The organism is Glycomyces tarimensis, assembly GCF_054776215.1.
This window is the reverse complement of sequence record NZ_BAAHCB010000002.1, coordinates 281,848-294,283: the sequence shown is the minus strand read 5'-3', so window position 1 is coordinate 294,283 and position 12,436 is coordinate 281,848. Positions and strand designations below refer to the sequence as shown.

12 protein-coding genes are annotated in these 12,436 nt (G+C 69.5%); 8 read left to right on the top strand and 4 right to left on the bottom strand.

What is annotated here, in order from left to right; genetic code table 11:
• Nucleotides 1-7 precede the first annotated feature (7 nt).
• Entirely contained in the window at nucleotides 8-1,555 is a 1,548-nt protein-coding gene (purH, locus tag ACYVK3_RS03445) for a bifunctional phosphoribosylaminoimidazolecarboxamide formyltransferase/IMP cyclohydrolase (protein WP_460495929.1), read from the top strand.
• A gap of 261 nt (nucleotides 1,556-1,816) precedes the next feature.
• On the opposite strand, the gene ACYVK3_RS03440 is transcribed toward purH, so the two are convergent.
• Together ACYVK3_RS03440 and ACYVK3_RS03435 are read right to left on the bottom strand one after the other, a co-directional pair.
• A complete protein-coding gene (locus tag ACYVK3_RS03440) occupies nucleotides 1,817-3,772 on the bottom strand; it encodes an HNH endonuclease signature motif containing protein (RefSeq protein WP_460495853.1) in 1,956 nt (651 codons plus the stop codon).
• 429 nt (nucleotides 3,773-4,201) lie between these two features.
• Complete coding sequence (locus ACYVK3_RS03435) at nucleotides 4,202-4,537, bottom strand: hypothetical protein (RefSeq protein ID WP_460495852.1); 336 nt, start codon at nucleotides 4,535-4,537, stop codon at nucleotides 4,202-4,204.
• A gap of 203 nt (nucleotides 4,538-4,740) precedes the next feature.
• Between ACYVK3_RS03435 and ACYVK3_RS03430 the strand changes: the two genes are divergently transcribed.
• Nucleotides 4,741-5,046 carry a TFIIB-type zinc ribbon-containing protein gene (locus ACYVK3_RS03430; RefSeq protein WP_460495851.1) on the top strand — a complete coding sequence of 102 codons (306 nt, stop codon included), beginning with the start codon at nucleotides 4,741-4,743 and terminating at the stop codon, nucleotides 5,044-5,046.
• A gap of 5 nt (nucleotides 5,047-5,051) precedes the next feature.
• Here the strand turns inward: ACYVK3_RS03430 and ACYVK3_RS03425 are convergent, their stop codons facing one another.
• Nucleotides 5,052-5,576, bottom strand: a complete 525-nt coding sequence (locus tag ACYVK3_RS03425; RefSeq protein WP_460495850.1) for a 2'-5' RNA ligase family protein — start codon at nucleotides 5,574-5,576, stop codon at nucleotides 5,052-5,054.
• 26 nt (nucleotides 5,577-5,602) lie between these two features.
• Nucleotides 5,603-6,619 carry a tryptophan--tRNA ligase gene (gene trpS, locus ACYVK3_RS03420; protein ID WP_460495849.1) on the bottom strand — a complete coding sequence of 339 codons (1,017 nt, stop codon included), beginning with the start codon at nucleotides 6,617-6,619 and terminating at the stop codon, nucleotides 5,603-5,605.
• Between the two features lie 124 nt (nucleotides 6,620-6,743).
• On the opposite strand from trpS, the gene ACYVK3_RS03415 reads away from it, so the two are divergent.
• From ACYVK3_RS03415 to ACYVK3_RS03390, 6 genes are all read left to right on the top strand, one after another.
• Nucleotides 6,744-7,535 carry a DeoR/GlpR family DNA-binding transcription regulator gene (locus ACYVK3_RS03415; protein ID WP_460495848.1) on the top strand — a complete coding sequence of 264 codons (792 nt, stop codon included), beginning with the start codon at nucleotides 6,744-6,746 and terminating at the stop codon, nucleotides 7,533-7,535.
• Nucleotides 7,532-8,665 (top strand): galactose-1-phosphate uridylyltransferase, encoded by a 1,134-nt coding sequence (galT, locus tag ACYVK3_RS03410; protein ID WP_460495847.1) that lies wholly within the window; start codon nucleotides 7,532-7,534, stop codon nucleotides 8,663-8,665. Before ACYVK3_RS03415 ends, galT begins: the two co-directional genes overlap by 4 nt.
• On the top strand, nucleotides 8,662-9,633 hold the full coding sequence (gene galE, locus ACYVK3_RS03405; RefSeq protein ID WP_460495846.1) for an NAD-dependent epimerase/dehydratase family protein: 972 nt from the start codon (nucleotides 8,662-8,664) through the stop codon (nucleotides 9,631-9,633). The genes galT and galE overlap by 4 nt, the downstream gene beginning before the upstream one ends.
• The gene (galK, locus tag ACYVK3_RS03400) at nucleotides 9,620-10,762 is read left to right on the top strand and encodes a galactokinase (protein WP_460495845.1); all 1,143 of its coding nucleotides are present in this window, start codon (nucleotides 9,620-9,622) and stop codon (nucleotides 10,760-10,762) included. The genes galE and galK overlap by 14 nt, the downstream gene beginning before the upstream one ends.
• 72 nt (nucleotides 10,763-10,834) lie before the next feature.
• Nucleotides 10,835-11,182, top strand: a complete 348-nt coding sequence (locus tag ACYVK3_RS03395; protein ID WP_460495844.1) for a hypothetical protein — start codon at nucleotides 10,835-10,837, stop codon at nucleotides 11,180-11,182.
• A 159-nt stretch (nucleotides 11,183-11,341) separates the two neighbouring features.
• Nucleotides 11,342-12,415: a BMP family lipoprotein gene (locus ACYVK3_RS03390; RefSeq protein WP_460495843.1), complete on the top strand. Its 1,074-nt coding sequence runs from the start codon at nucleotides 11,342-11,344 to the stop codon at nucleotides 12,413-12,415.
• Nucleotides 12,416-12,436: the final 21 nt, after the last annotated feature.

The following is a 12,436-nucleotide window of genomic DNA, read 5'->3' as shown; positions in this document are numbered from 1 at the left end:
CGCATCCGTGTCCGGACGCAAATCCATCAGGCGGGCCCTCGTCTCGGTCTTCGACAAGACCGGTGTCGTCGATCTGGCCCGCGACCTCGCCGAGGCCGGCGTCGAGCTCGTCTCGACCGGCTCGACCGCCGCCCGCATCGCCGAGGCCGGCATCCCGGTGACGAAGGTCGAAGACCTCACCGGCTTCCCCGAGATCCTCGACGACCGCGTCAAGACCCTCCACCCGAAGGTCCACGCCGGGCTCCTCGCCGACGTCCGCAAGGACTCGCACCGCGAGCAGCTCGCCGAGCTCGGCATCGAGGCGTTCGACCTGCTCGTCGGCAACCTCTACCCGTTCGCGCAGACCGTCGCCTCCGGCGCCGGCTTCGACGACATCGTCGAGAAGATCGACGTCGGCGGGCCCTCGATGGTCCGCGGCGCCGCCAAGAACCACGCGAACGTCGCCGTCGTAGTCGACCCCGACGACTACGAATGGGTCCGCACCGCCGCACGCGAGGGCGGCACCACCGCCGAGCAGCGGCTCCGCTTGGCCGCCAAGGCGTTCGCGCACCTGGCGACCTACGACTCCACGGTCGCGACCTGGCTCGCCGCCCAGACCGAGGGCGAGGGCCTCCCCGACTTCTACGCGATCCCGATGGCCAAGGCCGCCGACCTGCGCTACGGCGAGAACCCGCACCAGGGCGCGGCGCTCTACGACGACCCGCTCGCTCCTGCCGGCCTCGCCCAGTCCGAGCAGCTGCACGGCAAGGCGATGTCGTTCAACAACTACACCGACGCCGATGCCGCCTGGCGCGCCGCCCACGACTTCACCGAGCCGTGCGTCGCGATCATCAAGCACGCCAACCCCTGCGGCATCGCCGTCGGTGCCTCGATCGCCGAAGCCCACCGCAAGGCCCACGAGTGCGACCCGGTCAGCGCGTTCGGCGGCGTCATTGCCGCGAACGGCGAGGTCGGCGCGGACGCCGCGGCCCAGATCGCCGAGATCTTCACCGAAGTCGTCGTCGCCCCATCGTTCACCGACGAGGCCGTCGCGATCCTCACCAAGAAGAAGAACATCCGTCTGCTGCGCGCCCCCGAGTGGACGCCGACCGGCCTGGAGCTCAAACCGATCTCCGGCGGCGTGCTCGCCCAGCGGCCCGACCGCGTCGACGCCGACGGCGACGACGCCGCCCGGTGGCGCCTGGTCACCGGCGAACCCGCCGACGAGGCGACCCTCGCCGACCTGGCGTTCGCGTGGCGCGCGGTGCGGTCGGTCAAGTCGAACGCGATCCTGCTGGCCGCCTCCGGCGCCTCGATCGGCGTCGGCATGGGTCAGGTCAACCGCGTCGACTCGGCGAAGCTGGCCGTCGAGCGGGCCGGCGACCGCGTCAAGGGCGCCGTCGCCGCCTCGGACGCGTTCTTCCCCTTCCCCGACGGACTCGAGATCCTCACCGCAGCCGGAGTGACCGCGGTCGTCCAGCCGGGCGGATCGGTCCGCGACGATGAGGTCATCGCCGCCGCGGAGCGCGCCGGTGTGACCATGTACTTCAGCGGCACCAGGCACTTCACGCACTGACGAAGGAAGTACGCGTCCGGAGCCGGCCTGGAGGTGCCCAAGCGCGGCGCGTCCGGAGACCGGCAATGGCCGCCCGTGCGCTGGCGGGAACCGGCGGGCGTGATGGCCACCCTGCACCGAGGCAGCGATGGTGAGGTGGTGGGGTGGCCGGGGCGGGTGTCTGGAGTTGGCGCTGCTGTGGTCGGGCGGGGTGACCTGTTGAGTCCGGCAATGGCCGCGGGGGCGTTGGCGGGAACGGGCGGACGTGATGGTCGCCCTGCACTATGGGCAGCGACAAAAGCAAGTGGCGGCTGGGCTGGGGCGGTCTGGCGGCGCGGAGGTGGCCGGTGGTGCCGTGCCGTGCCGTGCCGGGTCGGGTCGGGTCGGATTGGCGTTGACTTGGAGCCGGGAGCCGGGAGCCGGGAGCCGGGAGCCGGGAGCCGGGAGCCGGGAGCCGGGAGCCGGGAGCCGGGAGCCGGGAGCCGGGTGGTTGGTGTGCCGGTTTGGGGTCTGGGCATGGTGAAGGGCTCGAAGCCGTTGTCGGTTTCGAGCTGGCGACCTATGAGGTGCCTTCCCCGCTACGACATCCCGCAGCGGGCGGGTTAAGACCGGCGGTGGTCCGTAGTCAGGTGCCGGTGCGGCGCTGACGAGGTCGCAAGCCCGCCTCGGTTCAGGGAGTGGTGTCGAAGTCTCGTATCCCGGTTCCGGTTCCGGTTCCGGTTCGGGTGTCGGTGCTGAAGGCGGTTCGGGTTCGGTCTCGGGTTGGGGCGTCGGGGTAGTGAAGCGGGCTCGTGCTTTGGCGCGGGCGGCTTTCGCGGCGGCCATGACCTGCTCGGTCTCGGCCTGTTCGGCAGCCGCTTCGAGGTCGGGTTTCAGGGTCTCCGACCATTCTTCGGGGTACAGGCCGGTGGGGAAGGCGTTCGCGATGTCCTCGGCGAAGCCCAGATCCAGGTCGGTGTCGGTGCGCCAGTCCGAGCACCCACACTTCAGGTCGGGGTCGGTGTCCTCGTGCCCCTCATGGTGCACGATCAACGCCTTACCGGGTCCGGTCTTCTGAATGGTCCAGCCGGGGGTGTGGATGCGGCCGTGGTGGAACCGGCACAGCAGGATCAGGTTCTCCGCCACTGTCGGCCCGCCATTCGCCCAGTGGCGGATGTGGTGGGCTTCGGTCCACTGCACCGGTGCGAGACAGCCGTTCCAGGCGCACCCGCCGGGCTGCTCGAGTTCCAGCTTCCTGCGCAGCGCCGAGTTCGGCAGGCGCAGGGCCCGGCCGAGTTCGATCGCTTCGCCGGTGCGGTAGTTGAACACGTTGGGGATGACCAGGCCTTCGCAGGCGAGCAGGCGGGCCTTCCCCAGGGAGATAGGGTCGCCCTCCAAGGTGGCCACTCGTCCGGTGTCTTCCCCGGCCAGGGTCTCGATGTCGACCGACAGGTGCAGGATGGCGGTGTGCCCGTGCCGCTTGGCCGCGTTCGGGTCGGCCCCGTGGGCCGCGAGCACCTGGTGGAACGCCTCGGCCCGCCGGTTCGCCGCAGGCGGCAGGCACCCGTCCTCGTCGAGCTCATCCTGACGCGGCGGCGGCACGGCCGTCGTCAACAGCTTCGCGAACAGCTTCCCGGTATCCGCCGACAGCAGCCCGGAGAGGACGAACATGCCGTTCTCAGTCTCCACCAAATCCAGGCGCTGCAACGACTGCTGCCCCAGCCCGTCCAACAGCTCCTCGCCCGAGTCGAGCGCGGCTTGAAGTTCGTCGAGCTGGGCGTGCACGTCCTTCACCGTCGCGTGAATGCAGTACTGCGCGATCAAATGCTCAGGGGTCGCACACAGCGTCTCGGCGTCGAACGGGGAAGGCACCGGCTCCTTGTAGGGAGTCCGCGCGTACACCCGCAGGGCCTTGGTCGCGTCCAGGCGGCGCACGGCTGCCGCGACCCGGTCGATCCGCGCCCGAGCCGACGTCGCCGTCTCGGCCAACACCTGGAACTTCCCTGCAGTGCGGGCGATCGCGGCGAGGTCGGCGGCGACGCGGAGGTGGAAGTCGAACGTGGCGACCAGCCACTCCCGGAGGGCGGAGAAGCCGTCGCAGTCGCGGTGGATGTTCCATGCCTTCGCCTCGATCACCCGGCGCAGGACCCCGGCGTGCACGGAGTTGATCAGGGAAGCGGCCTCATCGAGATCAGTGTGGATGACCTTGGCGCGCTCGCTCCGCTCGGTCCTGCTGGGCTTCATGCTCGCTTTGGCCATCTGACACCACCCTGGGTCCTTGAGGTCTCGTACGAACCTGCTGTTTCCGCCGGTTCGTGCTATACCTCTATTCTCCCAGGTCACAGCCGCTCTGTCATCACCCATTAGGGTGGGAAAACACTCATGCTTGCCCGCCCGAAACCACGAGAAGCCTTGCCCTGCAAGACAAACCGGACACCACACGGCCCGCCCGCGCAGAGGCACACCCTCCCGCCAGCCCGCCGCCAAACCTCCACAAAAGACTCCACCTCTTCGTCGCTGACGCCTTTAGCGCAGCGCCAGCATTCGCCCACACCGTTCCCGCCAGCGCCCCACCTTCCATTGCCGGTCTCCCCAGGCGTACGGGTCCACTGGTCCACGGGGTCCATGGACCCACCACTCCATGGACCCACCGCTCCACGGGTTAGCCCCACGGCCGACGTCACGCCGCTATGAAGCCGAGCGGACGCAGGAGCTCGGGACGTAGCCCCAGCGGTCGGCGGCGTAGTTCACGTACGCCCACAGGCTGGTGGTCGACCCGCAGGCGCTGTAGGACTCGCCCTCGACGAGGGCGCATTCGGTGGCGTAGGTCTGGTTCGCGATGACCGAGCCGACCGTGCCGTCGGAGGTCCCCGGCTCGGCCCAGACCGCCCGGTTCTCCTCGGCGGTCGCCCAGCAGGTCGACGCCGCGCCGAGATCGGGCGCGGCGGATGCGGGGCTCGCGAGCGCGGTGGAGAGCGCCACCGCGGCTCCGAGAGTCATGAGCGCCATCAGGATTCGTTTCACTGTTCTCTCCGTTTCGGAATCACCGTGTGGGCGTGGCCCACAACACGAAGACGGTGTCACGAACCTCGATACGATGTCGATACCGAGAATGGCTTTCATCGTATTTCTTACATACATCCCCTCGTCGGGCGGTTCGTTCGCACATGGCCGAGGTGCCGGATCGGTGCTGGTCGACGGGGCCGCGGACGCGGTATCTTGGCTCCATGGAAATGCTCTGTCCTAAATGTCATGGCTTGATGCAGCAGTACGAGCGCAACGGTGTCGTGGTCGAGCAGTGCACCGGATGCCGGGGCATCTTCCTCGACCGCGGCGAGTTGGACCATCTCCTCGACGCCGAGGCGGCCTTCAACGCCCGCATGGCCCCGGCGCGCTCCGCTCCCGCCCCGGTCTACGACGACCGGCGCTACGACGATCGCCGCTACGACGACCGGCGCCACTACGGTGACCGCGACCGCCATTACAAGAAGCGCAAGCGCAAGAGCGTCTTCGAGGAGTTGTTCGACTTCTGAGCCGCCTAGTCGGCCAGGAACGCGAAGACCTGCCTGGGCGTCCACGGCGTCGCCGTCCCGATCGGGTCGTCGATGGTGCCGTGCGTGTACAGCGTGAACGAGTCGACCTCGAACTTCGCCTCGAAGTCCGAGAGCGCCATGAACGTCCGGTCCAGGGCCTCCTTGCCGACGTCCTGGGCCACCGTCACGTGCGGGTGGTAGGGGAACCGCTGCTCCCGGCGCTGGATCGGGCCGTTCCGGATCGCGGACTCGAGCTGCTCGCAGACCGCGATGCCGTCGACGACCGCGACGAACACCACCTCGGTGACCGGCCGGAACGAGCCGGTGCCGCGCAGGTGCAGTTCGAACGGCCGCATGTTCGCCGCGAGGTCCGCCAGGTGCTCTTCGAGCCGTTCGAGCGCTTCGGGGCAGATTTCGGTGGGGCCGAGGAGGGTCAGGTGCGCGGGCACCACGCCGCCGAGCGGGTCGCCCGAGGCGATTCGGGCGTCGTCGAGCTCAGTGCGCCACGGTTCGGGCACCGGGATGGCCACGCCGACCGTGATACCCCCCTCTTCCACTAATTCGTCACCGGGGGGTAGAAGCCGACCTTCTTGTACGCCTTGGCGAGCGTGCGGCCGGCGATGGCGCGGGCCTTCTCGGCGCCCTTCGCGATGATCCGGTCGAGTTCGGCCTTGTCGGCGAGGTATTCGCGGGTGGCGGTGGCGATCGGCTCGAGCGACTCGACCGCGACCTCGGCCAGGTCGGTCTTGAAGTCGCCGTAACCCTTGCCCTCGTACTGGGCCTCGAGCTTGTCGACCGCGGTGCCGCTGAGCGCCGAGTAGATGTTGAGCAGGTTCGACACTCCGGGCTTGTGCTCCTCGTCGTAGCGGACCTCGGCCTCGGAGTCGGTGACGGCGCTCTTGATCTTCTTGCGCATCTGGCTCGGCGAATCGAGCAGGTACAGGCACCCGCGCGGAGACTCGGAGGACTTCGACATCTTCTTGCCGGGCTCGGCCAGGTCCTTGATGGTGGCGGTGCTCTTGACGATGTGGGCCTCGGGGACGGCGAAGGTGCTGCCGAACGTGGTGTTGAACCGGATCGCCAGGTCGCGGCTGAGCTCGAGGTGCTGCTGCTGGTCCTTGCCGACCGGGACCCGCTCGGTCTGGTAGAGCAGGATGTCGGCGGCCTGGAGGATCGGGTAGCTGAACAGGCCCACCGTTGTGCGTTCTTGTTTGGCGGACTTGTCCTTGAACTGGGTCATGCGCGAGGCCTCGCCCATGCCGGTCTCGCAGCCGAGGATCCACGTCAGCATCGGGTGCTCGGGCACCTGCGACTGGATGAACAGCGTGGAGCGCTCGGGGTCGATCCCGAGGGCCAGCAGCTGCGCCGCCGACACGCGGGAGCGCTCGTGCAATACCTTGGGGTCATGACCGACCGTGATCGCGTGGAGATCGACGACGCAGTAGAACGCGTCGGAGGTCTCCTGCAACGTCACCCACTGCCGCAGCGCACCCAGATAGTTCCCGAGGTGGAATGAGTCCGAGGTGGGCTGGATCCCCGAGAAGACCCGGGGCCTGCGATCTGCGGTGGTCATGGGTCGATTCTGACATCCGGGCGGAGCGAGCGGCCACCCGGTATTGCGGAGGCGGCCACAGTCATGTTTAATTGTGTTTGATCTTGAGCAGTCTGCCTTCCGAGTGACCGAGGAGCCATCGAAGATGCTGGCGCAACAGCGACAGAGCAGGATCGCCGAACGCGTCCACCGGACCGGCGCCGTCAGGGTGGCCGAACTGGTCGAGGAGTTCGGCGTGTCGGACATGACGATCCGGCGCGACCTCGAGAGCCTGGCCGACCGCGGCCTGGTCGCCAAGGTCCACGGCGGGGCGACCGCGGTGGACTTCGGCTCCACCACCGAACCCGGCTTCGCGGTCAAGCAGGTCCGCCAGGAGGCCGAGAAGGAGGCCATCGCCGAGGCCGCCGCCGGCCTCGTCGGGCCCGGACAGGCCATCGCCCTGTCCGCCGGGACGACCACCTGGACCCTCGCCCACCGCCTCACCGACGTCCCCGACCTCACCGTCGTCACGAACTCGGTGCCCGTCGCCGACGTGTTCTACCGCTCCGGCAGGACCGATCAGACCGTCATCCTCACCGGCGGCGTGCGAACGCCTTCCGACGCGCTCGTCGGCCCGTTCGCGGTCGCCTCACTCGAACGGGTGAATGTCGACACCGTCTTCCTCGGCGTCCACGGCATGTCCACCCGCGCCGGCTTCACCACCCCGAACCTGCTCGAAGCCGAGACCGTCGCGACCCTCGCCGGCAAGGGCCGCAGGATGGTCGTCGTCGCCGACCACACGAAATTCGACGTCGTCGGCATCGCCACCATCGCGGCCCTGTCCGACGCCGACGTCATCGTCACCGACGCGCGCCTCGACGAGGAGGCCCGCAAGACCCTGACCGAGCACGTCGACCAGGTCGTGCTCGCCCCCGTAGCCGAGATGAGAACAGCGTGAGCGAACCCCGCCTGTACACCGAGACCGGCAGCCTCGCCGACGGCCGCCAGGTGCTCTACTTCAACACCGTCCCCGACGCCGAGCGCGCCTCCTTCGCCGACAAGCGCGAGCTGGGCGAGCGCGCCGATGCCGGGCAGCTGCGCTACGACCCGCTGCGCGACGAGTGGGTCGCCGTCTCCGCGGGCCGCAACGCCCGCCCGCAGCTCCCGGTCGCCTGCCCGCTGTGCCCCTCCGAAGGCGACGAGCTCACCGAGGTCCCGGCGCCGGACTACGAGGTCGCGGTGTTCGAGAACCGCTTCCCCAGCTTCGGCGGCGTCGTCGTCGAAACCGAGCGGCACAGCGGCGGCACCGCCACAAGCGGTCCCACGGCGCCCGATGGCACCGGCCCGGACCTGGAGATCAGCGTCCCGGCCACCGGCCGGTGCGAAGTGGTCTGCTTCTCCTCCGAGCACGACGCCTCCTTCGTGGACCTGCCGCCCGAACGCGTCGAACTGGTCGTGGCCGCCCTCGCCCAGCGCACCGCCGACCTGTCCTCGCGCGGCGACGTCGCCCAGGTGTTCTGCTTCGAGAACCGCGGCGTGGAGATCGGCGTGACCCTCCACCACCCGCACGGCCAGATCTACGGCTACCCGTTCGTGACCCCGCAGACCCGTAGGCACCTCGAGGCCGCCGTCCGCCACCGGGAGGCCACCGGCCGCGACCTGTTCGGCGACATCCTCGCCTCCGAGCAGGCCGGCCCCCGCGTCGTGGCCGCCAACGACCACTGGACCGCGTTCGTGCCCTACGCCGCGCGCTGGCCGTTCGAGGTCCACGTCTACCCCAACGAGCGGTTCGCCGACCTCGCCGAACTGCCCCAGGAGTACATCGCCTCGTTCGCGCCGCTCTACCTCGACGTGCTCCGCCGCTTCGACGGGGCGTTCGAGGACGGGAAGATGCCCTACATGTCCGGCTGGCACCAGGCCCCGGTCGGCGAGCACCGCGACCTCGCGTGGCTCCGGCTCGAGATCGTCTCCATCCGCCGCGCGGCGGGCAAAGTCAAGTTCCTGGCCTCCTCGGAATCGGTCATGGGCGGCTTCGTCAACGACCTGGGCCCCGAGAAGGCCGCACAGATATTGAGGGATGCGCTGTGAAATACCTCGTCACCGGCGGCGCCGGTTACATCGGCTCGATCGTCGCCACGATGCTGCTCGAAGACGGCCACGACGTGGTCGTCCTCGACGACTGCTCGACCGGGTCCGCCGAGCGCGTCCCCGCGGGAGCGGTCCTGGTCCGAAAGCGCGTCCAGGACGCGGGGGAGGTGCTCGACTCGTCCTTCGACGCGGTGCTCCACTTCGCGGGCCTCATCGCCGCCGGGGAGTCCATGCAGCGGCCCGGCATCTACTGGGAGGCGAACACGACCGGCACCTTCTGGCTGCTCGGCGCCATGCGCGAGGCGGGCGTGAAGACCCTCGTGTTCTCCTCGACCGCGGCCGTCTACGGCAACCCGACCGAGGTCCCCATCCGCGAGGACGCCGTCAAGGCCCCCACCTCCACCTACGGCGCCACGAAACTCTCCAGCGACATGGCGATCCAGTCCGCGGTCACCGCCTACGGCCTCGCCGCCGTGAGCCTGCGCTACTTCAACGTCGTCGGCGCCTACCAGGACCGCGGCGGCACCTGGCACGGGGAGAACCACGAACCGGAGACGCACATCATCCCGATCGCGCTCGACGCCGCCGCGGGCAAGCGCGAGCGGATGGTCCTGTTCGGCGACGACTACCCGACCCCGGACGGCACCTGCGTCCGCGACTACATCCACGTCGCCGACCTCGCCGACGCCCACCTGCTCGCTTTGCGCGCCGCCGAGCCCGGCGAGCACAAGATCTACAACCTCGGCAACGGCAACGGCTTCTCCAACAAGGAGGTCGTCGCGACCGTCAAGCGCGTCACCGGCGTCGACTTCCCCGTCGTCGTCGAGGGCCGCCGCCCCGGCGACCCCGCCGCGCTCGTGGCCTCCTCCGAGAAGGCCAAGCGCGAACTGGGCTGGAAGCCCAGCCGAGACAGCCTCGACCGCATGGTCGCCGACGCCTGGGAGTACTACCGGCATGCCCACTCCTGACGAGCACGCGGCCGCGCTCTCCGCCACCGCCGCAGAGGTCTTCCGCACCCAGTTCGGCACCGCGCCCCAAGGCGTGTGGGCCGCGCCCGGCCGCGTCAACCTCATCGGCGAGCACACCGACTACAACGAGGGCTTCGTGATGCCCTTCGCGCTGCCGTTCTACGCCGCCGCCGCGGCGTCGAAGGCCGACGCGTGGGCGTTCCACTCGACCCACGGCGGCGGCCAGATCGTCCGGTCCGACACCCTCGAGGGCATCGGCGGCTGGGCCGCCTACCTCGCCGGTGTCGCCTGGGCGATGAACGAGGCCGGCTACGAGGTCGGCCCGGCCAGGATCGCCATCCACTCGGACGTGCCCCACGGCGCCGGACTGTCCTCCTCGGCCGCGCTCGAATGCGCGGCGCTGCCGGCGCTGGCCGAGCTCTACGGGCACCGCATCCCCCGGCCAGAGGCCGCCCGCATCGCGCGCCGCGCCGAGAACGAATACGTCGGCGCCCCCACCGGCATCCTCGACCAGTCCGCCTCGCTGCTGTGCACCGAGGGACACGCGATGTTCATGGACTGCCGCGACCTCTCCAGGGAGCAGGTCCCGTTCCGCCTCGAAGACGAGGGCCTGGCCATGCTCGTGGTGGACACCAACGCCCCGCACCGGCACGCCGACGGCGAGTACGCCGCCCGCCGCGCCGACTGCGAACAGGCCGCCCGGCTCCTCGGCGTCGAGTTCCTGCGCGACGCGCCCGCCGACGCGAGCCTCCCCGACGAGCGCCTGAACCGGCGCCTGCGGCACATCGTCACCGAGAACCAGCGGGTCCTCGACACCGCCCGGGTCCTGCGATCCGGGTCGGTCGCCGACATCGGGAAGCTGCTCACCGCCTCCCACGTGTCCATGAGGGATGACTACGAGATCTCCTCGGTCGAGCTCGACTCCGCCGTCGACGCCGCGCTCGGCGCCGGCGCGCTCGGGGCGCGCATGACCGGCGGCGGCTTCGGCGGCTCGGCGATCGCCCTGGTGGAGACCGCCGCGGTGCCCGGGGTCGAGGCCGCGGTCAAGGGGGCGGCGAAGGCCGCCGGGCTGCCGGCGCCCCGGATCTTCCTCGCCCGCGCGGCCGCCGGCGCCCACCGGGTCCTGTAGCGATGTGACGGGTGCGCGCGCCCGGCGGCCTAGCGATCGCCGCCGGCCGCGCCGCTCTGCGATACTCCGATCATGGAATTCGTTCAGCTGGTCCTGCGCTACCTGCACCTGCTCGGCTTCGCCGCGGTCTTCGGCGGCTGGTTCGCCGCCTGGCTTTCCGCGCGGCGCAACATCAACACCGCGATGTTCTACGGCATCGCCACCCAGCTCGCCACCGGTATCGTCCTGTACGGACTCGCCAGCGCCGACGGCGACGCGAACCACGCCAAGCTCGGCGTCAAGTTCCTGCTCACGCTGATGCTGGCGGTCATGATCGCCGTCCCGTGGTGGAAGAAGCGCACGAACGTCCACGTCGGCCACTTCTGGGCCATCGGCGGCATGGTGCTGGTGACCGCGGGGGTGGCCGTCTTCTGGCAATAAGTCCGGGCGCCGATGCAGTCCGAGCGAAACACCTGTTCGCGGGTGGTCTCAGTCATAGGATGTTTCGGTAACGACTTGATCAAAGTGACTGTCAATCAACGATCCCGGCGGCCATGATTAGGCGCTGGGATTACCTGAACTGTCGAAGGAGACCTAACGATGGCTGTCAAGCCGTACAAGCTCGCCGTGGCCGGCGTCGCCGCCACGGGCCTGTTCACCCTCTCCGCTTGCGGCGAAGCCCCCGAGGAGGACTCCGGGGACAACGCCGAAGCCTCGTTCCAGGCCTGCATGGTCACCGACTCCGGCGGCGTCGACGACAAATCCTTCAACGAGTCCTCCTGGGCCGGGATGCAGGCCGCCGCCGAGGCCAACGACGACATCGAGTCGTCCTTCAAGGAGTCCTCGAACGAATCGGACTACGCCCCGAACCTCCAGTCCTCGGTCGACGACGGCTGCGACTTCATCGTCGGCGTCGGCGGCCTGATGACCGAGAACGTCAACGCGATCGCCGAGGAGTACCCCGACACCCCGTTCGCGATCGTCGACGGCTCCTCCGAGCTTGAGAACGTCTACTCGATCCAGTTCGACACCGCCCAGTCGGCGTTCCTCGCCGGCTACGTCGCCGCCGCGCAGTCGGAGACCGGCACCGTCGCCACCTGGGGCGGCATGCAGATCCCGCCGGTGACGATCTTCATGGACGGCTTCGTGGAGGGCGTCGCCTACCACAACGAGAACAAGGACACCGACGTCGAGGTGCTCGGCTGGGACGCCGAGGCACAGGAGGGCTCGTTCCTCAACAGCTTCGAGGACCCCTCGGGCGGCAAGAGCCTGACCGAGACGTTCATCTCCCAGGGCGCCGACATCGTCCACCCGGTCGCGGGACCGGCCGGCACCGGCGCGGTCACCGCCGCCAGCGAGAACGAGAGCGTCGCGGCCATCTGGGTCGACGTCGACGGCTGCGAGTCCCTGCCCGACTACTGCTCGACGATCCTCACCAGCGCCGAGAAGAACCTGGCCGTGGCCGTCGAAGAGGCCGTCACCTCCGCCTACGACGGCACCACCGGCGGCTCCTACATCGGCACCCTCGAGAACGACGGCGTCTCGCTGGCACCGTTCCACGAGTTCGAGGACGCGGTCTCCGACGAGACCAAGACCGAGCTCGAGGACATCAAGGCCGGCATCATCGACGGCTCGATCACCGTCGAGTCGCCGTCCTCGCCCGCCGCCTCCTAGCCGGGATCCGAAGGACGCCAA